The 23,995-nt window shown below is 71.6% G+C and carries 22 protein-coding genes; 11 read left to right on the top strand and 11 right to left on the bottom strand.

The window, feature by feature from the left end:
• Positions 1-185: 185 nt before the first annotated feature.
• Positions 186-1,349 carry a steroid 3-ketoacyl-CoA thiolase gene (locus ACERUN_RS12630; protein WP_370290346.1) on the bottom strand — a complete coding sequence of 388 codons (1,164 nt, stop codon included), beginning with the start codon at positions 1,347-1,349 and terminating at the stop codon, positions 186-188.
• 207 nt (positions 1,350-1,556) lie between these two features.
• Here ACERUN_RS12630 and ACERUN_RS12625 point away from each other — a divergent pair, with 207 nt between their 5' ends.
• Together ACERUN_RS12625 and ACERUN_RS12620 are read left to right on the top strand one after the other, a co-directional pair.
• A complete protein-coding gene (locus ACERUN_RS12625) occupies positions 1,557-2,792 on the top strand; it encodes a cytochrome P450 (RefSeq protein ID WP_370290345.1) in 1,236 nt (411 codons plus the stop codon).
• Between the two features lie 152 nt (positions 2,793-2,944).
• Complete coding sequence (locus ACERUN_RS12620; RefSeq protein ID WP_370290344.1) at positions 2,945-3,097, top strand: hypothetical protein; 153 nt, start codon at positions 2,945-2,947, stop codon at positions 3,095-3,097.
• A gap of 126 nt (positions 3,098-3,223) precedes the next feature.
• Here the strand turns inward: ACERUN_RS12620 and map are convergent, their stop codons facing one another.
• The 4 genes from map to ACERUN_RS12600 all read right to left on the bottom strand — a co-directional run bounded on the left by map (position 3,224) and on the right by ACERUN_RS12600 (position 7,294).
• On the bottom strand, positions 3,224-3,991 hold the full coding sequence (map, locus tag ACERUN_RS12615; RefSeq protein ID WP_370290343.1) for a type I methionyl aminopeptidase: 768 nt from the start codon (positions 3,989-3,991) through the stop codon (positions 3,224-3,226).
• Between the two features lie 95 nt (positions 3,992-4,086).
• Positions 4,087-5,247, bottom strand: a complete 1,161-nt coding sequence (locus ACERUN_RS12610) for a thiolase domain-containing protein (protein ID WP_370290342.1) — start codon at positions 5,245-5,247, stop codon at positions 4,087-4,089.
• On the bottom strand, positions 5,247-6,311 hold the full coding sequence (locus tag ACERUN_RS12605; protein ID WP_370290341.1) for a thiolase domain-containing protein: 1,065 nt from the start codon (positions 6,309-6,311) through the stop codon (positions 5,247-5,249). The genes ACERUN_RS12610 and ACERUN_RS12605 overlap by 1 nt, the downstream gene beginning before the upstream one ends.
• A 20-nt stretch (positions 6,312-6,331) precedes the next feature.
• Positions 6,332-7,294: a Zn-ribbon domain-containing OB-fold protein gene (locus ACERUN_RS12600; protein WP_370290340.1), complete on the bottom strand. Its 963-nt coding sequence runs from the start codon at positions 7,292-7,294 to the stop codon at positions 6,332-6,334.
• 78 nt (positions 7,295-7,372) lie between these two features.
• On the opposite strand from ACERUN_RS12600, the gene ACERUN_RS12595 reads away from it, so the two are divergent.
• The 3 genes from ACERUN_RS12595 (at position 7,373) to fadD8 (ending at position 10,530) form a co-directional block, all read left to right on the top strand.
• Positions 7,373-8,416 carry an LLM class F420-dependent oxidoreductase gene (locus tag ACERUN_RS12595; protein WP_370290339.1) on the top strand — a complete coding sequence of 348 codons (1,044 nt, stop codon included), beginning with the start codon at positions 7,373-7,375 and terminating at the stop codon, positions 8,414-8,416.
• A gap of 72 nt (positions 8,417-8,488) precedes the next feature.
• Positions 8,489-8,878, top strand: coding sequence for a hypothetical protein (locus ACERUN_RS12590; RefSeq protein WP_370290338.1), 390 nt, complete (start codon positions 8,489-8,491; stop codon positions 8,876-8,878).
• A 53-nt stretch (positions 8,879-8,931) separates the two neighbouring features.
• Positions 8,932-10,530, top strand: a complete 1,599-nt coding sequence (gene fadD8 / locus ACERUN_RS12585; protein WP_370290337.1) for a fatty-acid--CoA ligase FadD8 — start codon at positions 8,932-8,934, stop codon at positions 10,528-10,530.
• A gap of 13 nt (positions 10,531-10,543) precedes the next feature.
• On the opposite strand, the gene ACERUN_RS12580 is transcribed toward fadD8, so the two are convergent.
• Positions 10,544-11,233, bottom strand: coding sequence for a hypothetical protein (locus tag ACERUN_RS12580; protein WP_370290336.1), 690 nt, complete (start codon positions 11,231-11,233; stop codon positions 10,544-10,546).
• Positions 11,234-11,306: 73 nt separating this feature from the next.
• Positions 11,307-12,128: a crotonase/enoyl-CoA hydratase family protein gene (locus ACERUN_RS12575; RefSeq protein ID WP_370290335.1), complete on the bottom strand. Its 822-nt coding sequence runs from the start codon at positions 12,126-12,128 to the stop codon at positions 11,307-11,309.
• 46 nt (positions 12,129-12,174) lie between these two features.
• On the opposite strand from ACERUN_RS12575, the gene ACERUN_RS12570 reads away from it, so the two are divergent.
• The 3 genes from ACERUN_RS12570 to ACERUN_RS12560 all read left to right on the top strand — a co-directional run bounded on the left by ACERUN_RS12570 (position 12,175) and on the right by ACERUN_RS12560 (position 16,485).
• Positions 12,175-13,818: an acyl-CoA synthetase gene (locus ACERUN_RS12570; protein WP_370290334.1), complete on the top strand. Its 1,644-nt coding sequence runs from the start codon at positions 12,175-12,177 to the stop codon at positions 13,816-13,818.
• A 40-nt stretch (positions 13,819-13,858) separates the two neighbouring features.
• A complete protein-coding gene (locus tag ACERUN_RS12565) occupies positions 13,859-14,965 on the top strand; it encodes an NAD(P)H-dependent flavin oxidoreductase (protein WP_370290333.1) in 1,107 nt (368 codons plus the stop codon).
• Between the two features lie 62 nt (positions 14,966-15,027).
• A complete protein-coding gene (locus tag ACERUN_RS12560; RefSeq protein WP_370290332.1) occupies positions 15,028-16,485 on the top strand; it encodes an LVIVD repeat-containing protein in 1,458 nt (485 codons plus the stop codon).
• Between the two features lie 36 nt (positions 16,486-16,521).
• Here ACERUN_RS12560 and ACERUN_RS12555 read toward each other — a convergent pair whose 3' ends face one another.
• A complete protein-coding gene (locus ACERUN_RS12555) occupies positions 16,522-17,160 on the bottom strand; it encodes a lipocalin family protein (protein WP_370290331.1) in 639 nt (212 codons plus the stop codon).
• 157 nt (positions 17,161-17,317) lie between these two features.
• Here ACERUN_RS12555 and ACERUN_RS12550 point away from each other — a divergent pair, with 157 nt between their 5' ends.
• Together ACERUN_RS12550 and ACERUN_RS12545 are read left to right on the top strand one after the other, a co-directional pair.
• Positions 17,318-18,199: an aldo/keto reductase gene (locus tag ACERUN_RS12550; RefSeq protein ID WP_370290330.1), complete on the top strand. Its 882-nt coding sequence runs from the start codon at positions 17,318-17,320 to the stop codon at positions 18,197-18,199.
• 58 nt (positions 18,200-18,257) lie between these two features.
• Positions 18,258-18,911, top strand: coding sequence for an LON peptidase substrate-binding domain-containing protein (locus tag ACERUN_RS12545; RefSeq protein WP_370290329.1), 654 nt, complete (start codon positions 18,258-18,260; stop codon positions 18,909-18,911).
• On the opposite strand, the gene ACERUN_RS12540 is transcribed toward ACERUN_RS12545, so the two are convergent.
• Genes ACERUN_RS12540 through ACERUN_RS12530 form a run of 3 tightly spaced genes read right to left on the bottom strand, consistent with a single transcriptional unit; the run spans position 18,908 to position 22,786 of the window.
• Positions 18,908-20,506, bottom strand: coding sequence for a long-chain-fatty-acid--CoA ligase (locus ACERUN_RS12540; RefSeq protein ID WP_370290328.1), 1,599 nt, complete (start codon positions 20,504-20,506; stop codon positions 18,908-18,910). The two genes, ACERUN_RS12545 and ACERUN_RS12540, sit on opposite strands and share 4 nt — an antisense overlap.
• A 22-nt stretch (positions 20,507-20,528) precedes the next feature.
• Complete coding sequence (locus tag ACERUN_RS12535; protein WP_370290327.1) at positions 20,529-21,581, bottom strand: acyl-CoA dehydrogenase family protein; 1,053 nt, start codon at positions 21,579-21,581, stop codon at positions 20,529-20,531.
• 17 nt (positions 21,582-21,598) lie between these two features.
• On the bottom strand, positions 21,599-22,786 hold the full coding sequence (locus ACERUN_RS12530) for an acyl-CoA dehydrogenase family protein (RefSeq protein ID WP_370290326.1): 1,188 nt from the start codon (positions 22,784-22,786) through the stop codon (positions 21,599-21,601).
• Positions 22,787-22,846: 60 nt separating this feature from the next.
• Here ACERUN_RS12530 and ACERUN_RS12525 point away from each other — a divergent pair, with 60 nt between their 5' ends.
• Positions 22,847-23,989, top strand: coding sequence for a Rieske 2Fe-2S domain-containing protein (locus ACERUN_RS12525; protein WP_370290325.1), 1,143 nt, complete (start codon positions 22,847-22,849; stop codon positions 23,987-23,989).
• Positions 23,990-23,995 lie beyond the last annotated feature (6 nt).

Here is a 23,995-nt window from a genome sequence, read left to right as displayed (position 1 = left end):
AAGGCTGCTGGGGTCGGTGAATGTGGAGAACGCCTGCGCTGGCCTGTGACGCGTGGGGCGAGCGTCGTCCGCTCAGAATGATGGGAGCGCGACTACTCGACCGAATCTCGTGCTGGTCGGCTGAAGCTTCATACGACCAGCACGGGATTCACCGGTGCACCGGTGAATCCCGACGCCGGCGAGCCTCAGAGCCGCTCGATGACGGTGCCGGTGGCCATGGCGCCACCGGCGCACATGGAGATGAGGGCGGTGGAGGCGTCGCGGCGCTCGAGCTCGTGGAGGGCGGTGGTGATGAGGCGGACGCCGGTGGCGCCGACGGGGTGGCCGAGGGCGATGGCGCCGCCGTTGACGTTGACCTTGTCGAGGTCGACGCCGTGCACCCCCGCCCACGAGAGGACGACGCTCGCGAACGCCTCGTTCACCTCGAACAGGTCGAAGTCGGAGATCGCCATCCCGGTGCGCTCGAGCACCTTGCGGGTGGCGTCGACCGGGCCGTCGAGGTGGAAGTAGGGGTCGGAGCCGACGAGGGTCTGGGTGACGATGCGGGCGCGGGGGCGCAGGCCGAGCGAGCGCGCCTTGGCCTCGTCCATGATGAGCAGCGCCGCGGCGCCGTCGGAGATCTGCGACGACGTGCCGGCGGTGTGCAGGCCGTCGGGCAGCACCGGGCGCAGGCCGGCGAGGCCTTCCGCGGTGGTGTCGCGCAGACCCTGGTCGGTGTCGACGACGCGGGTGTCGCCGGTGGGCGAGCCCTCGTCGTCCAGTACGGGGGCGTCGATCGGCATAATCTCGCGCTTGAAGCGGCCCTCGTCGACGGCGACGCGCGCCTTCTGCTGGGAGGCGAGCCCGAGGGCCTCGAGGTCGGCGCGGGAGATGCCGCGGTGGCGAGCGATGCGGTCGGCGGCCTCGAACTGGTTGGGCATGTCGATCGTCCAGTCCGCGGGGCGCGGGTCGCCGGTGCCAGCGGGCACGTTGGCGCCGAGCGGCACCCGCGACATCATCTCCACACCGCAGGCGATGCCGACGTCGATGGAGCCCGCGGCGACCATGTCGCTGACGAGGTGGGTGGCCTGCTGGCCTGACCCGCACTGGGCGTCGAGGCTGGTGCCGGCGGTCGCGATCGGCAGGCCCTGGTAGAGCCAGGCGCGGCGCACGGTGCCGTTCGACTGCTCGCCGGCCTGGGTGACGATGCCGCCCACGACCTGGTCGACGAGCGCGGGGTCGACACCGGCCCGGCGCAGCACCTCGGCCTGCACCGCGCCGAGGGTCTGCACGGGGTGGAGGCCGGCGAGCCAGCCGCGCCGGCGGCCCAGGGGAGTGCGGACGGCGTCGACGATCACAGGAGTGCCCATGCGGCGCACCCTAGCCCAGAACTAGAACACGTTCCACCAGTCGCGCGGCATCCGGGGATCGACTTTACGAAAGCCTTTCGTCATCGGGCGAGTGTCTGTAGTCTGCGCCTAGAACGCGTTGCAGTGACGTGGGTCACGTGCCCCTCCGGGCGTCCGGCGCGCCGTTCGAGGACCATCCCTCCACCCGTTCGCCGAAAGGTTCCTCGCGTGACCGAGCTCCTCCTCCCGCAGGGCTGGGATCCCACGGATCCCGACATCAACGCCGTCGCGCTGCCGCACGACGAGTTCCGCGCGCTGCGTTCGCACGCACCGATCCACTGGGTCGAGCAGATCCCCGAGGCCCGGGCGGGCTTCCTCGACAGCGGCTACTGGGCGTGCACCCGCCACCAGGAGGTGCGCGAGGTGTCGAAGGACAACGAGCACTGGTCGACCGAGGAGAACGGGGTGATCATCCGCTTCGCCCCCGACATGACCCGCGACCAGGTCGAGGTGCAGCGCGCGATGCTCATCCACCACGACCCGCCCAGCCACACCAAGATGCGCGGCATCGTCTCGCGCGGCTTCACCCCGCGCGCGATCGCGGCGCTGAAGGAGGGATTGCGCGAGCGCGCCCACCAGATCGTGCAGGAGGCGGTGGAGCGCGGCTCCGGCGACTTCGTCGAGGACCTCGCCGCGGAGCTGCCCCTGCAGGCGATCGCCGACTTCCTCGGCGTGCCGCAGGAGGACCGCAAGAAGCTGTTCGAGTGGTCGAACCAGATGATGGGCTACGACGACCCTGACATCGGCGCCGATCCGGCCACGGCGTCCATGGAGATCCTGGTCTACTTCGACAACCTCGCCAATGAGCGCCGCGCCAACCCGCAGGACGACATCGTCACCAAGCTCATCTCCGTGGGCCAGGACGACGACCACGGCGCGCTCACCAACGACGAGTTCGGCTTCTTCGTGATCCTGCTGACCGTCGCCGGCAACGAGACCACGCGCAACGCCATCAGCCACGGCATGCACGCCTTCCTGCAGAACCCCGACCAGTGGGAGCTGTGGAAGGCCGAGCGCCCCGACACGATGGTCGACGAGGTCATCCGCTGGGCCACGCCCGTCACGGTCTTCCAGCGCACCGCCAAGAAGGACACTGTGCTGGCGGGTCAGGAGATCAAGAAGGGGGAGCGTGTCGGCCTCTTCTACGCCTCCGCCAACTTCGACGACGCCGTGTTCGAGGACCCCTTCCGCTTCGACATCACCCGCGAGAAGAACCCGCACGTCGCCTTCGGCGGACACGGTGCGCACTACTGCATCGGCGCCAACCTGGCCCGCATGGAGATCAAGCTGATCTTCGAGGCGCTCGCCGACCTCGCGCCTGACATCAAGCTCGCCGGCGAGCCCGAGCGCCTGCGCTCGGGGTGGCTCAACGCCATCAAGCGCATGCAGGTCGACTACCGCTGACCGAAGCTGCGGTGGCGGGTCGCAGGTCCGCGGAACCCGACGGACCTGCGACCCGTTCTCCGGGTAGGTCGTCCGTGACGACCGTGTCGGTGCAGTACCGTGCTGCCGGGGCCGAGGCCCCGCGGCCGGTGAGACATACACAGGAGTTTGCGATGAGCGACGTCAACGAGCAGAAGTTCCAGGGTTACTCCGACAACCACTACCAGCACGGGATGCACGGCCTGGCCTGGATCTCGCTGTGGCTGATCGTGGGCCTCGGGGTCGCTGCGGGCGTCTTCGGCTTCATCTACGGATCGATGAGCTGACCGAGGTCACGAACCCTTCGCGGCGCCGGGCGCCGCGGCCAGATCGACGCGCACGGGCCGGCGTCCTCACCTCGAGGACGCCGGCCCGTAGCCGTCTGTGCTGAACGCGGACGCCGTCAGTCGCGGTCAGTCGCGCGCGGTGAGCACGATCGGGTCGCCGTCGGTGATGGCCACCGTGTGCTCCACGTGGGCGCCGCGCGAACCGTCGGCGCTGCGGATGGTCCAACCGTCGGGGTCGAAGACGATCTCGTCGGTGGTGTGGAGGAACCACGGCTCGATGGCGATCACGAGGCCCGGCTTGAGCTTCAGCCCTCGACCGGGGCGGCCGTCGTTGGGCACGTGGGGCTCGCCGTGCATCGTGCGCCCGACGCCGTGGCCGCCGAACTGCAGGTTGGCCGTGAGGCCCTCCGACCGGGCGACGTCGCCGATCGCGGCGGAGATGTCGCCCAGTCGGTTGCCGGCGCGGGCGGCGTCGATGCCGGCGTCCAGGGCGCGCTGGGTGACGTCGATGAGCCACTGGTCCTTCGGGTTCGGCGTGCCGACGATGACCGAGAGGGCGGAGTCGGCGACCCACCCGTCGACGGCGACCGCGAAGTCGACGGAGAGCAGGTCGCCGTCGGCGAGGGTGTAGTCGTGCGGCAGGCCGTGCAGCACAGCGTCGTTGACCGAGGTGCACAGGACCTTGCCGAACGGGCTGGCGCCGAAGGAGGGGTGGTAGTCGATGTAGCAGGACTCGGCACCGGCGTCCTTGATCATCCGGTGCGCCAGCTCGTCGAGCTCGAGGAGGTTGACGCCGACGTCGGCCTTCTCGGCGAGGGCCTTGATCACCGAGGCGACGAAGCGGCCGGCCGGCCGCATCTGCTCGATCTGGGTCGGGGTGCGCAGCTCGATCACGTACCCCAGCCTACGGCGCGGCCCCCGGCTCCCACGAGTCCGCGTGGGTGCCGGGGGCCGCCGTGCGCAGGAGATGCGACAGCAGCGCCCGGTCGCTAGTTGCTCGGCTTCTCCGCGCCGACGATCCACATGGCGAAGAACTGCGAGCCGCCGCCGTAGGCGTGGCCCAGCGCGCGGCGGGCGCCGTCGACCTGGTGGTCGCCCGCGGCCCCGCGCACCTGCAGCGCGGCCTCGCCGAAGCGCAGCATCCCGGAGGCGCCGATCGGGTTCGACGACAGCACGCCGCCGGAGGCGTTGACCGGGATCCGGCCGCCCCGCGCGGTCTCACCCGCCTCGGTGAGTTTCCAACCCTCGCCCTCGGCGGCGAAGCCGAGGTTCTCCAGCCACATCGGCTCGAACCACGAGAACGGCACGTAGATCTCGGCCGCGTCGATCTGCTCGATCGGATTCGTGATGCCGGCCTGCTTCCACAGGGCCGCCGCGGCCTCGCGTCCCGCCTGCGGGTTGACCTGGTCGCGCTCGGCCGCCGTGGTGGGCTCCGAGCGCATCACCGTGCCGTGGATCCAGGCCGGGTTCGGCGAGGTGCGGGCGACGTCCTCGTCGACGATCACCAGGGCGCACGCCCCGTCGGACGACGGGCAGGTCTCCTCGTAGCGGATGGGGTCCCAGAGCATCTGCGACGCGAGCACGGCCTCGACCGTCTTCTCCTCCCGCAGGTGGGCGTAGGGATTGTCGAGCGCGTTGGTCCGGTCCTTGGCGGCGACGATCGCACCGATGTGCGTCGGAGCCCCGGATCGGCGGATGTAGGAGCGCACGTGGGGGGCGAAGTAGCCGCCCGCGCCGGCGTGCACGGGCATCACGAAGGGCACCGGGACCGACAGCGCCCACATGGCGTTGGACTCCGACTGCTTCTCGAAGGCGACGGTGAGCACCTTCTTGTGCACCCCGGCCTGCACGAGCGAGGCGGCGACGATCGCCGTCGATCCACCCACGGAGCCGGCCGTGTGCACGCGCAGCAGCGGCTTGCCGGCTGCGCCGAGCGCCTCGGCCAGGTACAGCTCCGGCATCATCACGCCCTCGAACAGGTCGGGGGCCTTGCCGACCACGATCGCGTCGATCTCGTCGAGCGTGAGCCCGGCGTCCTCGAGGGCTCGGTCCATGGCCTCGCGGCACAGGCCGGCCATCGACACGTCGTCGCGCTTGGCGCGGTGGTGGGTCTGGCCGACCCCGATCACGGCTGCGGGTGTCTTGCCCATCAGTTGCTCCCCTCCATCACGCACACCAGGTTCTGCTGCAGCGCCGGGCCGCTGGTGGCGTGGCCGAGCACCTTGTCGGCCGTGCCGTCCCAGATGCGGCGGGCGGCCTCGCCGATGCGGATCGCACCGCCGGTGAACATCGGGTTGCCCGCGAGTGCGCCCCCCGACGGGTTGATCCGCACGTCGTCGGGCAGACCCGCCTCGCCCAGCTCGCGGCGCAGGATCAGCTCCTGGTGGCTGAACGGCGCGTGGAGCTCGGCGATCTCGACCCCGTCGAGCGCGCCGACGGCCGCGGCCGCCTTCGCGGCGGACGACGACCGGGTCAGGTCGCGCGTGCCCAGGTGCAGGCCGTCGCTGCAATGCGCGAGCCCCGTGATCCAGGCCGGTCGGTCGCGCACGTCGCGCGCCCGATCGCCGGCCGCCAGCACGATGGCGGCGGCACCGTCGGTGACGGGTGCGGCGTCGTGCTTGCGCAGCGGGTCGGCGAACATCGGCCGGGCCAGGAGGTCCTCGACCGACGAGCCGCCGGCGCGTACGGCGTACTCGTTCTTCTCCGCGTCGGTGAGCGAGCGGTCCACGACCTCGGCCATGGCGGCCTCGTCCCACAGGCCCGCGTCGATGCCGAGGCGCGCCTGCAGGGCCGCGATCGACACGGTGTCGGGCCACAGCGGCGTCATCGTGTAGGGGTCGAGCTGCAGGGCGAGGGTGCGGCGCAGGGTGCCGGCCGAGCTCTTGCCGAAGCCGAACACCAGCGCGGTGTCGACCTCGCCGGTCTGGATCTTCAGCCAGGCCTCGTAGAGCGCCCAGGCGGCGTCCATCTCGACGTGCGACTCGTTGACCGGCGGCAGCACGCCGATGGCGTCGATGGCGCTGACGAACGAGAACGACCGTCCGGCCAGGTAGTCGGAGGATCCCGAGCACCAGAAGCCGATGTCCTTCTTCGTCCACCCGGTCTGCTCGTAGCACTCGGCGAACAGCGGCACCAGCAGCTCGGCGCACTGCGGCGAACCGTCGTAGTCCTGCATCTGTCGCTGGGCGAACCCGACGACGGCGACGTCACGCATGATGGGGGTTCCTTTCCCGCTCAGAGGTGGTGCTGGTAGGTGGCGTAGTCCGCGTCGGGCTCGCCGGTGGGGGAGAAGTGGCTGATGTTCTCGATCGAGGTGCCCCACTCGTCGCGCGGCTTCCACACCGCCTTGACCCGCAGACCCATGCGCACCTCGTCGGCCGGGATGTCGAGGATGAGGTGCTGCAGGGCGATGTCCGCGCCGTCGAGCAGGATGTAGGCCGACACGTAGGGCGGCGCGATCTTCTGGCCCATGAACGGCACGTTGACAATGCAGAAGGTCGTGACGGTGCCCGTGTCGGAGAGCTCGATCTCCTCCTCGGTGGGCACCCCGTCGGTCGGGCAGGCCGGCCGCGGGGGCACGTAGACCTTCCGGCAGGCGGGGCATCGCTGGCCGAGGATGCGGCCCTCGGCGAGCCCGCGGAAGAACGCCGACTCCTCCGGCGAGGCGGCGTAGGTGTAGTCGAGGCTGACCGGCGTCACGATGCCCGTCAGCGCCTCCGCGTCGGCGGTGGACGACGGCGCGGCGCCCTCGCCGTCCGCGGTGTCGGGAAGCGGCTCGAAGACGACGTCGGTGATCACGCCGGTGCGCTCGGCGCCCCACCGGGCCCGCACCCGCAGGCCGGTGCGGATCTCGTCGGGCGAGGCGACGTCGACGGCGTGGAGGAATGGCGTGTCGGCGCCGTCCAGGGTGATGAGCGCGAAGGCGAAGGGGCGGTCGAACGGCTGGTGCTTGACGGGCTCCGAGACCCACGTCCACGAGGTGACCGTGCCCGTGTCGGGGAGGTCGACGAAGTCGGCGGTGGCGGTGTGACTGACCGGGTCGAACTCGGGGGGAGGGACGGCGACGCGGCCGTCGGCGAGGCGGGCGCCGACGAAGCGGCCGTCGCGGATGCCGGAGAGGAACCGGCCGAGCACCGGGCCGGTGGACCGGGTGTAGTCGAAGGCGACCGTCACGGGCGCCGAGAGGGTTCGGCTCATGGAGCGAAGTGAAACACGTTCTCGACAAAAGTGGAACACGTTCTAGATTGGTCACGCGGTTACCGGCATGATGCCGCCATGAGGTTGGGACTGCAGCTGGGCTACTGGGGCGCACAGCCGCCCGCCAATGCCGGTGAGCTCGTCGAGGCGGCCGAGGAGTCGGGCTTCGACTCCGTGTTCACCGCGGAGGCCTGGGGGAGCGACGCGTTCACGCCCCTGGCGTGGTGGGGTCGCAGCACCACGCGCCTGCGCCTCGGCACGTCCATCGTGCAGATGTCGGGCCGCACGCCGACCTCGATCGCGATGCACGCGCTGACCCTCGACCACCTCTCGAACGGTCGGATGATCCTCGGCATGGGCGTGAGTGGGCCCCAGGTGGTGGAGGGGTGGTACGGCCAGCCCTTCGAGAAGCCGCTCGCGCGCACCCGTGAGGTCGTCGACATCATCCGCAAGGTGCTGGCCCGGGAGGCGCCGGTGACCAACGACGGCCCGCACCACCCGCTGCCCTACCGGGGGCCGGGATCGGTGGGCCTCGGCAAGCCGCTGAAGCCCATCGTGCACCCGCTGCGCGCCGACCTGCCGATCTGGCTGGGCGCCGAGGGGCCGAAGAACGTGGCGCAGACCGCCGAGATCGCCGACGGCTGGATCCCGATCTTCTACACCCCCGGCAGCGCGGCGATGTACCAGCCGTGGCTCGACGAGGGCTTCGCCCGGCCCGGTGCGCGCCGCACCCGCGAGACCTTCGAGATCTCCGCGACCTGCCACCTCCAGATCGTCCCCGACGCCGCCGCCAAACAGGCGGCCCTCGACGCCATGAAGCCGTTCGCCGCGCTCTACATGGGCGGAATGGGGGCCAAGGAGCAGAACTTCCACACCCAGGTCTTCACCCGCATGGGCTACGGCGACCTCGCCACCAAGGTGCAGGAGCTCTACCTCTCGGGCCGCAAGGACGACGCCACGGCGCTCATCCCCGATGAGCTCGTCGACGACCTCCACATCATCGGCACGCCCGGCGAGGTGCGCGAGAAGGTCGCGCAGTGGGGCGAGTCGGGCGTCACCACGCTGCTGCTGAGCTCGCGCACGCCCGAGGAGATCCGGCAGGTCGCCGAGCTCCTCGCCTGAGCCGGGGCGCACCGCTGGTGCCCGCCGGTCCGACCCTGGGCAGTGTCGGCGGTGGCGGTTACCGTCGTGGCCATGAGGCGCGAGCCGCACGAGAACGTCGCCACGGTGCTGGTCGACCCTGCCCTGCTGGCCGACCTGGAGTTCGAGCTGATGCAGCTCGACCTGTGGGTGTGGCCGGTGCGCACGGCCCCGATCTGCGTCGACGGCGAGCGCCAGGCCTTCCAGCTGCGTCGCCGGCTCGTCGAGGCGCAGCGCGGGGCGTGGGATTGCGCCGCCCACTGGGTGCCGGTGTGGATCAGCTTCGGCTCGCGGTGGACGACGGGCGCCGAGCCGCTGCCCTGGGCCGCCCACCGTGCCCTGTGGCAGGTGCTGGACGCGCATGGCGACCAGGTCCGCTTCCACCGGCGCCTCGGGGGCGTGCGCCCTCTGGTGGCGCCGATCGAGCGTCGTCCTGCCGGCTGATGGGGGCCGCCGCACCCTTGCCCCGAAAGTAGAACGCGTTCTAATCTGCGCGAGTGACCGACGCGCTCCGCACCCCCGCCCACAACGGCCACCTGATGGTCGCCGCCCTCAAGCGCCACGCCGAGCGGCCCATCGTCCACCTCGGCGACGTCACGCTCACCGGTCGCCAGACCGCCGAGCGCATCTCGCAGTACATCCAGGCCTTCGAGTCGCTGGGCGCCGGACGCGGCACCGCCGGCGCGCTGCTGGCGCTCAATCGCCCCGAGGTCCTCTTCATCCTCGGCGCCGGCCAGACCCAGGGGTTCCAGCGCACGTCGCTCCACCCGCTCGGCTCGGCCGACGACCACGCCTACGTGATCAACGACGCCGGCATCTCGGTGCTCGTGATCGACCCCTACTTCGCCGATCGCGCCGTCGAGCTGCTCGCGGCGTGCCCGGGCCTCAAGCAGGTGCTCACGATCGGTCCGGTGCCCGCACAGCTGGCCGACGTCGGCACCGACCTCACCGCCGTGGCCGCCTCCTTCGAGCCGCGCCCCTTCGAAGCCGCGCTGCTCGAGCCCGACCACATCACCTCGATCACCTACACCGGCGGCACCACGGGCAAGCCGAAGGGCGTCATCGGCACCGCACGCGCCTTCGCCACCATGGCGCAGATCCAGATGGCCGAGTGGGAGTGGCCGGCCGAGCCGCGCTTCCTGATGTGCACGCCGCTCTCGCACGCCGGCGCCGCGTTCTTCGTGCCGGTCGTGCTGCAGGGCGGCACGCTCTTCGTCTCCGCCCGCTTCGACCCCGCCGACGTGCTGCGCACGATCGAGGAGCAGCGCATCAACTCGCTGATGCTGGTGCCGACGATGCTCTACGCCCTGCTCGACCACCCCGACTCCCGCACGCGCGACCTGTCGTCGCTCGAGACCGTCTACTACGGCGCCTCCGCCATCAACCCGGTGCGCCTGAAGGAGGCCATCGAGCGCTTCGGCCCGATCTTCGCGCAGTACTACGGGCAGTCCGAGGCGCCGATGGTGATCAGCTACTTCCCCAAGTCCGCCCACGTGGACGACGAGGGCCGCCCGCTCGAGCACCGCCTCACCTCGTGCGGTCGACCGTCGGCCTACCTGCGCACGGCGCTGCTCGACGGCGACGGCAACCCGGTGGCACCGGGGGAGCCGGGCGAGATCTGCGTCGCGGGCCCGCTCCTCGCCGCGGGTTACTGGCAGCTGCCGGAGGCCACCGCCGAGACCTTCCGCGACGGATGGATGCACACCGGCGACGTGGCCCGCGAGGACGCCGACGGCTACTGGTACATCGTCGACCGCACGAAGGACATGATCGTCACCGGCGGCTTCAACGTCTTCCCCCGCGAGGTCGAGGACGTCGTCGCCGAGCATCCCGCGGTGGCGCAGGTGGGCGTGATCGGCACGCCGCACGAGAAGTTCGGCGAGGCGGTCACCGCGGTCGTCGTCCTGCGGGAGGGATGTGAGCTCACCGAGGCGGTGATCGCCGAGATCCAGGCGAGCGTGAAGGAGCGCAAGGGGTCGGTGCAGGTGCCGAAGCAGGTGATCGCCGCGGATTCACTGCCCCTCACCGCGCTCGGCAAGCCCGACAAGAAGGCACTGCGCGCTCGCTTCTGGACGGGCGAGCGCTCGATCGGCTGACCGGGCAGGGCGGTCAGCGCGGCGTCTCGCCGCGCAGGCGGTCCCACACGTGCTGCGGGATGCGGTCCAGCAGGTCCGACATCGCCTGCAGCTGCTGCTCCAGCAGCGCGATGGCGGCTCCGCCGGGGCGGACCGCCAGGATCGAGTCGCCGGTGATGCGCCACGACAGCGTCGGGAAGGCGCGCATGACGTCGCGCACCTCCGAGAGCAGGACGTCGCGCGCGAACTCCGGCGAGGACGAGTGCACGGTGAAGGCCTGGTCGAAGGCCGGGTCGCCGATCTCGATGTCGCGGCCGGTCAGCCCGTCGACCCAGCGACGCAGCGTCGTCGTCGGACCCACCGCCAGCTCGGGTGCGTGGACGCCGAGGTGCAGCGCCAGCACCGTGGCGCCGTGGGACGTGCTGTCGTCGCCGCTGCCCGTCGTCCAGTGGTAGTCGAAGGCGGTGAAGTCGCGTCCGAGGTAGCGCCCGAGCACCACGTTGGTGGCACGGCGGCCGGAGCCGCGGCCGAAGGGAGCGCCCTGGAACCGATCGACCAGGGCGTGGTCGCTCGGCCGGTACTCCCACTCGCGGTCGCGCGCCCAGGCGGCGATGCTCTCGCGGCGCTTCTTGGCGTTGCGCAGGCCGACGACGATGAGCACCGGGACAGCCGCGAAGCAGAGCGCGATGAAGGCGACGACGAACAGGGCGAAGAGGGCCTCCATGGGCCCTTGCTACCACGATCCCTGGCCGCGAGACGCGGGCCGGCGCCGGTGAGTCTGCGCCGCCGGAGCGGCCTCAGCGCCCCCGGAACTGCGGCGCCCGCTTCTCCAGGAACGCCCGGGGACCCTCCTTGGCGTCGTCCGAGGAGAACACGGCCGCGCCGATGCGGGCGTCGTCGGCCCAGCAGTCGTCCTCGTGCCTGCCCTCGGAGTCGCGCATCGTCTTGAGGATGGCCTGGACGGCGAGGGGGCCGTTGGCGGCGATGAGGTCGGCGATCTCGTGCGCCTTCGCCAGGGCTTCGCCGTCGGGCACCACGTGGCCGATGAGGCCGAGGTCCTTGGCCTCGGGCGCCTTGAGCGTGCGGCCGGTCAGCAGCAGCTCGGCAGCCACCGTGTACGGGATCTGGCGGGGGAGCCGTACAGCCGAGCCGCCCATCGGGTAGAGCGACCAGCGCGCCTCGGCGACGCCGAAGCGGGCCGACTCGCCGGCGACGCGGATATCGGTGCCCTGCAGGATCTCGGTGCCGCCGGCGATCGCGGGCCCCTCGACCGCGGCGATGAGCGGCTTGGTGAGCCGGAAGCCCTTGAGCAGGCCCTTGATCACGGTCGGGTCGTACTCGCCCGACTCGAAGCTCTCGCTCGGCGGCTTGGCGTCGGCGGTCTTGAGGTCCATGCCCGCGCAGAAGTAGCCGCCGGCGCCGGTGAGGATGCACACGCGGATCTCGGGGTCGTCGTTCACCCGGTCCCACGCGGACTCCATGATCCGCAGCATCTCGCTCGACAGGGCGTTGCGCCGCTCGGGGCGGTTCATCGTGACGACGAGCTTGTGGCCGTCCTGCTCGACGAGGCAGTCGGGGCCGCGGTCGACGGCGGTCGCGGGGGCGTCGGTGAGGGACATGGGCGAGACGGTAGCGAAAAACTGGAACGTGTTCTAGTCTCGCGCCGTGGCCCTCAACATCGCCGATCTGTTCGAGCACGCCGTGGACGCCGTCCCTGACAAACCCGCCGTGCAGGTGGGCGAGCGGGTGATCACCTTCGCCGAGCTCGAGGCCGACGCGAACCGGCTGGCCCACTTCCTCGCGGAGCGTGGCATCGGTGTCGGTGACCACGTCGGGCTCTACGCCAAGAACAGCATCGAGCACGTCGTCGCGCTCGTTGCGATCCTCAAGGTGCGGGCCGTGGCGATCAACGTGAACTACCGCTACGTCGCCGGTGAGCTCACCTACCTCTTCGACAACGCCGACCTCGTCGGTCTCGTGCACGACCGGGTGTACGCGCCGCTCGTGGCCGAGGTGGCCCCCTCGGTGCCGCCGATGCGCGCCGTCGTCGCCCTGCCCGACCCCCTCGAACCCGACGACGCGAGCGACCTGTCCGCGTTCGGGGGCGTGACCCTCGCCGAGGCGCTCGAGGGTCGCAGTCCTGAGCGCGACTTCGGCGAGCGCAGCCCCGACGACATCCACATCATCTACACCGGCGGCACCACGGGCTTCCCGAAGGGAGTGATGTGGCGGCACGAGGACTTCTGGCGCGTGCTCGGCGGCGGCATCGACTTCATGACGGGCGAGCCGCTGGAGGAGTACGACCAGTCGAAGAAGGCGCTGCAGGACAGCCTGGTCACCCTCCCGCTCAGCCCGCTCATGCACGGCGGCGCCCAGGCCTCGCTGCTCATGCACCTCTTCGCGGGTCAGCTGACGATCCTCGAGCCCAAGTTCGACCCGGTTCGCACGTGGGAGCTCGTTGACCGTCACGGCGTCCAGCTGCTCTTCATGACGGGCGACGCGATGGCGGTGCCCCTCATCGACGCCTACGAGGCCGGTGACTTCGACGGGCAGACGCTCTTCGCCATCGCCTCCAGCGCGGCGATCTTCTCCAAGTCGGTGAAGGAGCGGTGGATGCGGGCCTTCCCGAACGCCGTGTTCACCGACTCGATCGGCTCCTCCGAGACCGGCTTCCAGGGCACGGGCCTGCAGGACGCCAGCGCGCTGTCGACCGACGGCCCGGTGGTCTCCATCCCCGCCACCACCGTGATCCTCGGGGACGACGACCGCCCGCTCGACCCGGTCGCCGACGTCGGCAAGGTGGGGCGCACGGCCCGGGCCGGGAACGTGCCGGTGGGCTACTACAAGGACCCCGAGAAGTCGGCCCGCACCTTCATCACCGTCGACGGCGTGCGCTACTCGATCCCCGGCGACAACGCCCGCATTGAGGAGGGCAACCGGATCACGCTGCTGGGTCGCGGATCGAACTGCATCAACACCGGCGGCGAGAAGGTCTACCCCGAGGAGGTCGAGCAGGCCATCAAGGCCCACCCCGGTGTGTACGACGTCCTCGTGGTGGGTCTGCCCGACGAGAAGTACGGCCAAGCCGTCACCGCTGTCGTCGAGCCCCGCCCCGGTCACGTCATCGAGCTCGAGGAGCTGCGCACCTTCCTGCGCGCCCACCTCTCGGGCTACAAGCTGCCGCGGGCGCTCACGGTCGTGCCCGAGATCCCGCGCAACGCCACCGGCAAGGCGCAGTACCCCCGAGCCAAGGAGATGGCCTTCGCCGACCGCACCACGCTGGCGCCGTCCGCACCCGCCAACGCCTGAACGCCCGCCCCGACCCCACACCGGACCCCAGGAGCCCCTCGTGCGCACCCCGATCTGCGACGCCTTCGGCATCGAGTACCCCATCCTCGCCTTCACCCCCTCCGAGCACGTCGCCGCCGCGGTCAGCCGCGCGGGCGGTCTCGGCGTGCTCGGGTGCGTGCGCTTCAACGACACCGAGGAGCTCGAGAAGACCCTCACGTGGATGGACGAGAACACCGACGGCAAGCCGTACGGCGTCGACATCGTGATGCCGATGAAGGTGCCCACCGAGGGCACCTCGACCGACCTGTCGAGCTACATCCCCGAGGAGCACCGCAGGTTCGTCGACGAGACGCTGCTCAAGCTCGGCGTGCCGCCGCTGCCCGAGGGTGAGGGGCGCGAGGGCGTGCTCGGCTGGCTGCACTCGGTGGCGCGCTCGCACCTCGACGTCGCGCTGCAGCACCGGCCGGTCTTCATCGCCAACGCCCTCGGCAGCCCGCCGGTAGACGTGATCGAGAAGGCCCACGCGGCGGGCATCAAGGTGGGTGCGCTCGCAGGCACCGCCAAGCACGCGCAGAGCCACGTCGCCAACGGCGTGGACGTCATCATCGCGCAGGGCTACGAGGCCGGCGGCCACACCGGGGAGATCGCCTCGATGGTGCTCACCCCCGAGGTCGTCGACGCCGTCGGTCCGGATGTGCCCGTGCTCGGCGCCGGCGGCATCGGCTCGGGCCGCCAGATCGCCGCCTCGCTCGCGCTGGGCGCGCAGGGCGTGTGGATGGGCTCGATCTGGCTCGGCACCGAGGAGTACCGCAACCTCGCCAGCAACCAGGGCTGGGAGACCGCCTTCCTGCGGGCGACGTCGTCCGACACCGTGCGCACCCGCATCTACACCGGCAAGCCCGCCCGTCTGCTCAAGACCAAGTGGACGCAGGCCTGGGCCGAGGACGACGCTCCGGCACCGCTCCCGATGCCGCTGCAGAACCTGCTCGTGGCCGATGCGCACAACCGCATCAACGCCTCCGGCGACCCCGACGTGATCTCGATGCCGGTTGGCCAGATCGTGGGCCGGATGAACGAGGTGCGCCCGGTGGCCGAGGTGATGGCCGACCTGGTCGCCGAGTTCCAGGACACCGTCAAGCGTCTCGACGGACTGGCCGGCATCTGATGCCCCGGCCGCGGCACCCGCGGCGCCCCCGGCCGGCCTGGGCCAGGGTCGTCGGTGCCGGGGTGCTCGCGGCGGGACTCGTCGCCGGGGCGCTCGGGCTCGCCCAGGCGCAGGACGGCGACCTCCCGCTGTCCGGGGTGCCGAGGGCCACGTGCGCCGCCGGCGACCTGCCCGAGACCTCGCTCCAGGGGCGGGTGCCGCCCGCCGACTACGCGAGCGGCAGGGCGGAGCGCGGCTACCGCTGCAACACCGTGCAGGTCGGTCGTCTCGGCGTCCGCTCGCAGCTCGGCTCGGGCGGCTTCAAGGTGCAGCGCTACACCGACCGCACGGGGCGGACCTGCGCCTACTTCGACTCCGCTCTCATGGTCGGCACCAATCTGCTGCCCGCGCTCCTGGGTGGCCCCGGACTCGGTGTGATCGCGGTCGACATGACCGATCCTGCGAGGCCGGTCCGCACCGCCAACCTGATCACGCCCGCGATGCTGCAACCGCACGAGTCGCTGCTCGTCAACCAGCAGCGCGGTCTGCTGGCGGCGGTGTTCGGCACCCTCGCCACGGCCCCCGGCATCCTCGACGTCTACGACGTGAGCGCCGACTGCCGCCACCCGCGCCTGCGCTCGACCACGCTGTCGGGTGTGCTCGGCCACGAGAGCGGCTTCGCCCCCGACGGCCGCACCTTCTACTCCGCCGGGGCCGCGGGCTTCACCCTCGCGGCCATCGACCTGGCCGATCCGTCGGCGCCGAAGGTGCTCACCACGCAGACCGGCGTCGTCTACCACGGCGTGCGGCTTTCGGACGACGGACGCACCCTGTTCGCGGCCAACATCGGCAGCCCGTCCCTGCGCGGCACGAGGCTGCTCTCCGACGCCGGTCTGGACATCCTCGACGTCTCCGAGGTGCAGGACCGGCGCCCGCAGCCTCGGATGCGCAGGATCTCAGGACTCACCTGGCCGGAGTCCTCGATCCCGCAGGTGGCTGAGCCCTTCGAGCGCGACGGCCGTCGCTACCTGCTCGAGGTCGACGAGTTCAGCGACCTGTTCGGTGACCTCACCCGCTTCAACCAGCCGTCCAACCCCGTCGGGGCGGCCCGCATCATCGACGTCACCGACCTGCGTCGGCCCGTCGTGGTGTCCAACCTGCGCCTGCAGGTGCACGACCCGACGGTGCGTCCGCGCCTGGTCAACGACCCCGGCGCCACGCTGGTCGTCCGCGGCTACGCCGGCCACTACTGCTCGGTTCCGACACGGCGTGAGCCGCGCATCGCGGCCTGCTCGATGATCGGCTCGGGCCTGCGGCTGTTCGACCTCAGCGACCTGCGTCGTCCGCGCGAGGTGGGCTACTTCAACGTGCCGGGCCCCGACGGCGGCTCCGCGCTCTCGCAGCCGGCGTGGGACGTGGACCGGCGCCAGGTCTGGTACACCGACAGCGACGAGGGCCTCTTCATGGTCGGGCTGCGTGGCCCCGCCGCCGCGCTGCTCGCCCCCGCCACCTCGCGGACGACGACCGGCCGGCCCCGCTGAGGGCGGGACCGGCCGGCGTGCGCTCGAGCGGAGGCGTCAGGCGATGCAGAGCGGCAGGCGGTCCTGGCGGCCGCCGTCCACGGGGGTGTTGAGGAACAGGCAGCTGTTGTAGCCGCGGGACTCGATGACCCGCTTCAGCTCCTTCTTGGTCACGGGCAGCTTCGGGGTGCGCGAGAGCACGAACCCGGAGTTGCGGTCGGGGTCGCCCACGACGGCCCAGGAGTAGTCGGGGGCGAGGTAGGTGATCACGTAGTTCGGCTTCGTGGTGTCGCCGAACGCGGGGATCCCGTCGAAGCCGACGCGCAGCTGGGCGTTGGTCACCGGGTCGAGCACGTCGGCCTTGCCGGTGACGGTGCTCGTGCCGCCGAGCCAGGTGCTGCAGGTGTTGGTGACGCCGATGGTGTCGGCGTCCACGGCCGTGTAGACGGCGCGGGAGTTGCGGGCGCACTGCAGCTGGAAGATCTGGGGGATGGCGGCGACCTGCTCCCAGCGCCCGAGGTAGCGCTGGAGGTCGACCGACGGGACCGGTGCGAGCGGCCCCGCCGCCTTCGTGGTGGCGACCGGCGATGCGCCGGCGGGTGCGGCGGAGCCGGTGAGGGTGAGGGCGGCGGCGGCCAGGGCGCCGGTGATGGCGGTGGTGATGGCGGTGGTGAGACCGCGGCGGAGTCGGGACATGGGGGTGACCTCTCTCGATGGGGTGAGCCGGGACACCCGATGCGTCCCGCAGGGGAGGTTCGGCGGCGGCGACGGCGCCGGATGGGCGCCGGCGATGTGTCAGGTACAACGTCCCGGTCGGCGTCTGGCCAGCAGGCGGGCGGGTAACGCTCCGCCCATGCAGACGCGCACCATCGCCGACCACACCGTCTCCGCCATCGGCCTCGGCGGCATGCCGATGTCCGTGGAGGGCCGCCCCGACCGCGAGCGCGCGATCGCGACGCTCCACGCCTCGCTCGACGCCGGCGTCACCTTCATCGACACCGCCGACGCCTACCAGCTCGACGACAGCGCGCAGGAGGCCGGTCACAACGAGGTGCTGATCGCCGAGGCGCTCGCCTCGTGGGGCGCGCCCACCGACAGCGTCCTCGTGGCCACGAAGGGCGGCCACACCCGCACCGAGGGCGGAGGCTGGGGGCTCGACGGTCGGCCGGAGCACCTGCGCGAGGCGTGCGAGGCCTCCCTGCGGCGCCTCGGGGTGGAGTCCATCGGGCTCTACCAGTTCCACCGCCCGGACCCGTCCGTTCCGTACGCCGAGTCGGTCGGTGCCATCGCCGAGCTCCTCGACGCCGGCAAGATCCAGCGCGCGGGCATCTCCAACGCCGACCCGGCCCAGATCCGCGAGGCCAACGAGATCCTGGGCGGCCGGCTCGTGTCGGTGCAGAACCAGTACTCCCCGGCCTTCACCTCCTCGCGCGCCGAGCTCGACCTGTGCGCCGAGCTCGGCATCGCCTTCCTGCCCTGGTCGCCCCTCGGCGGCATCGCCAAGGCGGGCGAGGTCGGCCAGACCTTCGGCGCCTTCGCGGAGGTGGCGGAGCAGCACGGCGTGAGCCCCCAGCAGGTGGTCCTCGCCCGGATGCTGGCGACCGCGCCGGTCGTCGTCCCGATCCCCGGGGCGTCGCGCCCGGAGACCGCGCGGGACTCGGCGGCCGCCGCCGACCTCGTCCTCAGCGCGGACGAGATGGCGCGTCTCGACGCCGCGGCCGGCCTGGGCTCCTGAACCTGCTGACCCTCCCGAAGCCGTCGCGTCGGTGGGAGGCGGCTGTCACGATGGAGAGGTGAGCACCCGGATCGCGCCGATGTTCCCGCTCGGCTCCACGCTGCTGCCCGGCATGCCGCTCCCGCTGCGCGTCTTCGAGCCGCGCTACCTGCAGATGATGCAGGAGCTCATCGACGGCGACGAGCCCGAGTTCGGCGTCGTCCTCATCGAGCGCGGGCACGAGGTCGGTGGAGGCGAGACCCGCTTCGACATCGGCACGCTGGCGCGCATCCGGCAGGTCGAGGTCGGCGCTGGCATGCTCGGCGTCCTCGCCTCCGGCGTGCGCCGCTTCAACGTGACGCAGTGGCTGCCCGACGACCCGTACCCACGCGCCGAGATCGAGGTGATCGACGACCTCGTCTGGGACGACGCCCACCTCGACCTGCTCGCCACCACCGAGGCCACGGTGCGTCGCATCGCGGCCGCTGCGGTGGAGTTCGTCGACAGCCCCTTCGCTCCCGACGTCGAGTTGGACGACGACCCGCTCACCCGCAGCTGGCAGCTGGCCGGCATCGCCCACCTCGGCCCTCACGACAAGGTCGCGCTGCTCGAGGCGACGTCCGTGGAGGACCTCCTCACCGACATCGCCCGGCGCACGGAGGCGGCCTGGGAGTTCCTGCAGCTGAGCCAGGCACTGAGCATGGAGGACGCTGAGGGGCCGGACGGCCTCTAGCCCGGGATGCTGAGTCCGGCCGCGTAGGAGGTGCCGCGCTCCTCGCGCCGCCACACCCGCGGGTCGTCGTCCGCGACGACATCCGTGCGCAGCTCACGCTTGAGCACCTTGGTGGTCGCGGTGCGCGGCAGCTCGTCGAGCACTCGGACGACGCTCGGCCACGCCTTCGGGGACAGGTCGTCCTGGGCGGTGAGGAAGGCCTCGAGGCCGTCGGGGGTGAGCGGGCCGCGGAGCACGAGTGCCGCCGCCACGCGATCGCCGACGCGTGGATCCGGCACGGCGTACACGGCCACCTCGGCGATCGACGGGTGGCGCAGCAGCACGCGCTCGACGGGTGCGGCGGCGATGTTCTCGCCGTCCACGCGCAGCCAGTCGCCCGAGCGACCGGCGAAGTAGATCCATCCCTCCGCGTCGCGGTAGGCCAGGTCGCCCGACCAGTAGCGGCCGCCGCGCATCCGCTCCGCCTCGGCCGCGGGGTCGTTGTAGTAGCCGGCGAAGGCGCCTGCGCCGGCCGTGTTGACCAGCTCGCCGATCGCAGCGTCGACGTTGAGGAGCTGCCCGGTCGCGTCGAACTCGGCGTCCGGCACCTCCTCACCGGTGTCGGGGTCGAGCACCGCCACGCCGGGCAGCGGCCACCCGAGAGCCCCCGGCGGCATGTCGGGCCGACGCTGCACGATGACCGCGTTCTCGGTGGAGGAGTAGGAGTCGACGACCTCGCACCCGAAGCGCTCGGCGAACGCGGTGATGTCGCCCTCGTTGGCCTCGTTGCCGAACACCAGGCGCAGCGGGTTGTCGGCGTCGTCGGCCGCCGCCGGTGTGTCGAGCACGTAGGTCAGCGGCTTGCCCACGTAGTTGGCGTAGGTCGCCCCGAAGCGGCGCACGTCGGGCATGAACCCGCGGGCGCTGAAGCGACGGGCCAGCGCCACCGTCGATCCCGTGGCCAGGGCGGGCGCCCACCCGGCCATCACGGCGTTGGAGTGGAACAGCGGCATCGCCACAAAGGCGACGTCCTGCGCATCGCCCGCGCTCAGCCCGAACCGCGTGCCGAGCAGGTCGCCCGGCCCGGCCACCTTGCGGTGGGTCACGCGCACCGCCTTCGGCTCGCCCGAGGTGCCGGAGGTGAAGATGAGCATCAGCAGGTCGTCCAGGCCCACGTGCGCGGTCGGCAGGGGAGCATCGCGATGGGCCGCCAGCAGCGCGGCCCACTCGGGCCCGGTCACGTCGAGCGCGGGTACGCCGAGGTCGTCGGGCAGCAGACTCCGGTGGCGGGGCTCGGTGAGCACCACCTGGACGTCGGCCCGCGCGATGTCGCCCGCCAGCGCCGCGCCGCGCCGCGTGGTGTTGAGCCCCACCGCCACCCGGCCGGAGAGCGCGGCGCCGCCGAGCACGAAGAGGAACTCCGGCAGGTTGTCGAGCAGCAGACCCACGTGCGGCGGTCGGCCGGCGGGCAGCAGGTCGCCCAGCACCGCCGCCCGCGCGGCCGACTCGGTCACCACCTGGCCCCATGTCCAGGCGGAGTCCTCGAAGAGCAGGCCCGGTCGCTCGTCGTCCACGCGGGCGAGGAGGTGGTCGCGAACGGTCCGCTGCTGCTCCATCACCACGTCGCCACGTGGCGGCTCAGGAGGCGAGGGCGCGCCCGATCAGCAGCGCCTGCTCGGTGGCGCCGCCGAAGAGGAACTCGAAGCGCTTGGCCGAGGTGAAGTAGCGATGCGCCTCGCCGTCGAGGTCGATGCCGACCCCGCCGTGCACGTGCACCGTGGTGTGCGCCAGGCGGTGGCCGGCGTCGGCCGCCCAGAGCTTCGCGACGGCGACCTCGGTGGCTGCGGGCAGGCCCTCGGCCAAGCGCCACACGGCCTGCCAGAGGGTGAGCCGCTGGCCGAGGACGTCGATGAAGCCGTCGGCCAGTCGCTGCGACACGGCCTGGAAGGTGCCGATCGGGCGGCCGAACTGCTCGCGGGTCTTGGCGTAGCCCGCGGTCAGGTGCAGCGCGCCCTCGGTCACGCCGAGCTGCTCGGCGGCCGCGAGGGTGATGAGCAGCTGCCCGAGCAGGGTGGCGGTCTCGGGTCCGCCGATGCGGGTGGCGGGCGTTGCCTCGAGGCTGATGAGGGCGGCGGCGTCGCCGTCGCTCGTGCGCTGGGCCTCGCGTCGCACGCCCTCAGCGGCGTCGGGCTCGACAAGGTAGACGCCCGCGCCCTCCGGGCCGGTGGCGGTGACCAGCAGCACGTCGGCGGCCATGCCTGCGCGCACGAGGGTCTTGGTGCCCGTGAGCGCTCCGTCGGCGTCGGCGGTGACCGTCGGCTCCGTCGGCAGGTGCGCGTGCGGTTCGGCCACGGCGGCGGTGTAGAGCAGCGAGGTGTCGACGGCCCGCCCGCGCTCGGCGAGCAGCGCCGTCGCCGCCCCGTGGACGGCGAAGGGGAGGGGCGCCACGCGCCGGCCGACCTCGACGAGCACGCGCGCCAGCTCGATGAGGCCGAGGCCGGCGCCGCCGTCGCTCTCGGGCAGGTGCAGGCTCAGCAGGCCCGCGCTGTCGAGCTCGGCCCACAGCGCCCGGTCGAAACGGTCGCCGCCCGCCTCCACCTGCTTGAGGCGCTCGGTGCCGGTGCGGTCAGTGAGGATCTGCGCGGCGAGGGCTGCGGCGTCGTCCTGCTCGGGGGTGAAGAGGAAGTCCATGGGTTCTGCTCCTTGACCTACCGCTTGGCGGCCGGGAGACCCAGGCCGATGTAGCCGATGATGTCGCGCTGGATCTCGTTGGTGCCGCCGCCGAAGGTCATCACCAGCGAGGAGCGGTGGAAGCGCTCGAGCCGGCCGGCGAGGGCCGCGCCGGGGGAGTCGCCCGTGATGCCGGCGTGCGGGCCCACCACCTCCATCAGCGCCCGGTACACCTCGGTGGCCATCTCGGAGCCGTAGATCTTGGTGGCCGAGGCCTCGGCGGGCGAGAGCGCGACGCCGTGGTCGGCGTCCGCGGCGAGCTTCCAGTTGATGAGGGTGAGGGCGTCGATGCGCGCGTGAGCGCGACCGAGTGCGGCCTGCACCCACTCGGCGTCGATCACGCGGGAGCCGTCGGGGTTGCAGGTCTCGCGCGCCCAGTCGACGACCAGGCGCAGCGAGTGCTGCAGCGGCGCCGCCGAGGTGAGGGCGACGCGCTCGGCGTTGAGCTGGTCGGTCATCAGGGCCCAGCCGCCGCCGCGCTCGCTGATGAGGTTGCTCGCCGGCACGCGCACGTCGGAGTAGTAGGTGGCCGAGGTGCCGACACCCGCCACCGTGTGCACCGGGGTGTAGGTCACGCCCGGCGCGTCGGCCGGGACGAGGATCATCGACAGGCCCTTGTGGCGCGGGGCGTCGGGCTCGGTGCGGCACGCCAGCCAGATCCAGTCGGCGTACTGGATGAGCGAGGTCCACATCTTCTGGCCGTTGATCACCCACTCGTCGCCCTTGAGGGAGGCCTTCGTCTGCAGCGAGGCGAGGTCGGTGCCCGAGCCGGGCTCGGAGTAGCCGATGGAGAAGTGCAGCTCTCCGGCGAGGATGCGGGGGAGGAAGTACTCCTTCTGCTCCTCGGTGCCGTAGCGCATGATCGTCGGCCCGACGGTGTTGAGCGTCAGGTAGGGGATCGGCACGCCGGCGATCGCCGCGGCGTCGGTGAAGATGAGCTGCTCGATCATCGAGCGGGCCTGGCCGCCGTACTCCTTCGGCCAGCCGATGCCGAGCCAGCCGTCCTTGCCGATGCGGCGGATGACGTCCTTGTAGACGCCCGCCTCGCCGAACTCGCCGGTGGCCGAGGCCAGCCCGGCGCGCACCTCGGGCGTGACGATCTCCGCGAAGTATTCGCGCAGCTCCTCGCGCAGGGCGATCTGGTGGGGCTCGAGGTCGATGTGCATGGGTCTCCTCCGCGGCTCGGTCGGTTGCCACCCTATCCCCAAAACTGTAACGTGTTCTACATGGCAGACGCCCGACTTCTCGACACCGGCAGCACCCCGCTGCGCTTCGCCCGCGGCTGGCACTGCCTCGGGCTCGCCGAGAGCTTCCGCGACGGCAAACCGCACGGCGTGCAGGGCTTCGGCACGAAGCTGGTGGTCTGGGCCGACAGCCGGGGCGAGCTCAACGTGCTTGACGGCTACTGCCGCCACATGGGCGGCGACCTCACCCAGGGCGCCGTCAAGGGCGATAACATCGCCTGCCCGTTCCACGACTGGCGCTGGGGCGGCGACGGCCGCTGCCAGCAGATCCCCTACGCCCGCCGCGTGCCCCTGCGCGCGCGCACCCAGCGCTACGAGACCGCCGTCGTCAACGACCAGCTGCTCGTGTGGCACGACCCCGAGGGATCACCGGCCGACCGCAGCATCCTGCCGCCGCAGCTGGCCGACCTCGACACCTACACCGACTGGATCTGGAACGCCGAGCACATCGAGGGCTCCCACTGCCGCGAGCTCATCGACAACGTGGTCGACATGGCGCACTTCTACTACGTGCACTTCGCGTTCCCCACCGACTTCCGCAACGTCTTCGAGGGCCACACCGCCACCCAGTACATGCAGTCGAAGGGCCGCCCCGACAAGGCCGGCGGCTACGGCTCGGCCGAGCTGTTCCTCAAGTCCGAGGCCACCTACTACGGGCCGTCGTACATGGTCAACTGGCTCGATGTGGACTACAAGGGCTTCGAGACCGAGGTCATCCTCATCAACTGCCACATCCCGACCGGCCCCGACTCCTTCCTGCTGCAGTACGGCATAACGGTGAAGAAGCCCGAGGGACTCGACGACAAGACCGCCGCCTTCATCGCCAGCAAGTACGCCGAGATGTTCGGCAGCGGCTTCCTGCAGGACGTGCACATCTGGAAGAACAAGGTGCCGGTGCAGAACCCCCTCCTGTGCGAGGAGGACGGGCCGGTCTACCAGCTGCGCCGCTGGTACGAGCAGTTTTACGTGGACGTCGCGGACGTGCGCCCCGAGATGACCGACCGCTTCGAGTTCGAGGTCGACACCACGAAGGCCAACGAGTTCTGGCAGGTGGAGGTCGCCGAGAACCTCGCCGCCATGGCCGCCCAGGAGTCGGACGACGCCTCCGTGCCCGCCGAGGCCTGAGAGCAC

Source organism: Nocardioides sp., assembly GCF_964229035.1.
Classification (GTDB): Bacteria; Actinomycetota; Actinomycetes; order Propionibacteriales; family Nocardioidaceae; genus Nocardioides.
The sequence above is the reverse complement of the archived record's forward strand: the minus strand, read 5'-3'. Positions and strand labels throughout refer to the sequence as shown.

Excerpts from the sequence above, each read along its gene's own strand:
- ACERUN_RS12630 (WP_370290346.1), bottom strand. The coding sequence starts at position 1,349 with ATGGGCACTCCTGTGATCGTCGACGCCGTCCGCACTCCCCTGGGCCGC.
- ACERUN_RS12620 (WP_370290344.1), top strand. The coding sequence starts at position 2,945 with ATGAGCGACGTCAACGAGCAGAAGTTCCAGGGTTACTCCGACAACCAC.
- ACERUN_RS12610 (WP_370290342.1), bottom strand. The coding sequence starts at position 5,247 with ATGGGCAAGACACCCGCAGCCGTGATCGGGGTCGGCCAGACCCACCAC.
- ACERUN_RS12605 (WP_370290341.1), bottom strand. The coding sequence starts at position 6,311 with ATGCGTGACGTCGCCGTCGTCGGGTTCGCCCAGCGACAGATGCAGGAC.
- ACERUN_RS12600 (WP_370290340.1), bottom strand. The coding sequence starts at position 7,294 with ATGAGCCGAACCCTCTCGGCGCCCGTGACGGTCGCCTTCGACTACACC.
- ACERUN_RS12595 (WP_370290339.1), top strand. The coding sequence starts at position 7,373 with ATGAGGTTGGGACTGCAGCTGGGCTACTGGGGCGCACAGCCGCCCGCC.
- ACERUN_RS12590 (WP_370290338.1), top strand. The coding sequence starts at position 8,489 with ATGAGGCGCGAGCCGCACGAGAACGTCGCCACGGTGCTGGTCGACCCT.
- ACERUN_RS12580 (WP_370290336.1), bottom strand. The coding sequence starts at position 11,233 with ATGGAGGCCCTCTTCGCCCTGTTCGTCGTCGCCTTCATCGCGCTCTGC.
- ACERUN_RS12575 (WP_370290335.1), bottom strand. The coding sequence starts at position 12,128 with ATGTCCCTCACCGACGCCCCCGCGACCGCCGTCGACCGCGGCCCCGAC.
- ACERUN_RS12555 (WP_370290331.1), bottom strand. The coding sequence starts at position 17,160 with ATGTCCCGACTCCGCCGCGGTCTCACCACCGCCATCACCACCGCCATC.
- ACERUN_RS12550 (WP_370290330.1), top strand. The coding sequence starts at position 17,318 with ATGCAGACGCGCACCATCGCCGACCACACCGTCTCCGCCATCGGCCTC.
- ACERUN_RS12540 (WP_370290328.1), bottom strand. The coding sequence starts at position 20,506 with ATGGAGCAGCAGCGGACCGTTCGCGACCACCTCCTCGCCCGCGTGGAC.
- ACERUN_RS12535 (WP_370290327.1), bottom strand. The coding sequence starts at position 21,581 with ATGGACTTCCTCTTCACCCCCGAGCAGGACGACGCCGCAGCCCTCGCC.
- ACERUN_RS12530 (WP_370290326.1), bottom strand. The coding sequence starts at position 22,786 with ATGCACATCGACCTCGAGCCCCACCAGATCGCCCTGCGCGAGGAGCTG.
- ACERUN_RS12525 (WP_370290325.1), top strand. The coding sequence starts at position 22,847 with ATGGCAGACGCCCGACTTCTCGACACCGGCAGCACCCCGCTGCGCTTC.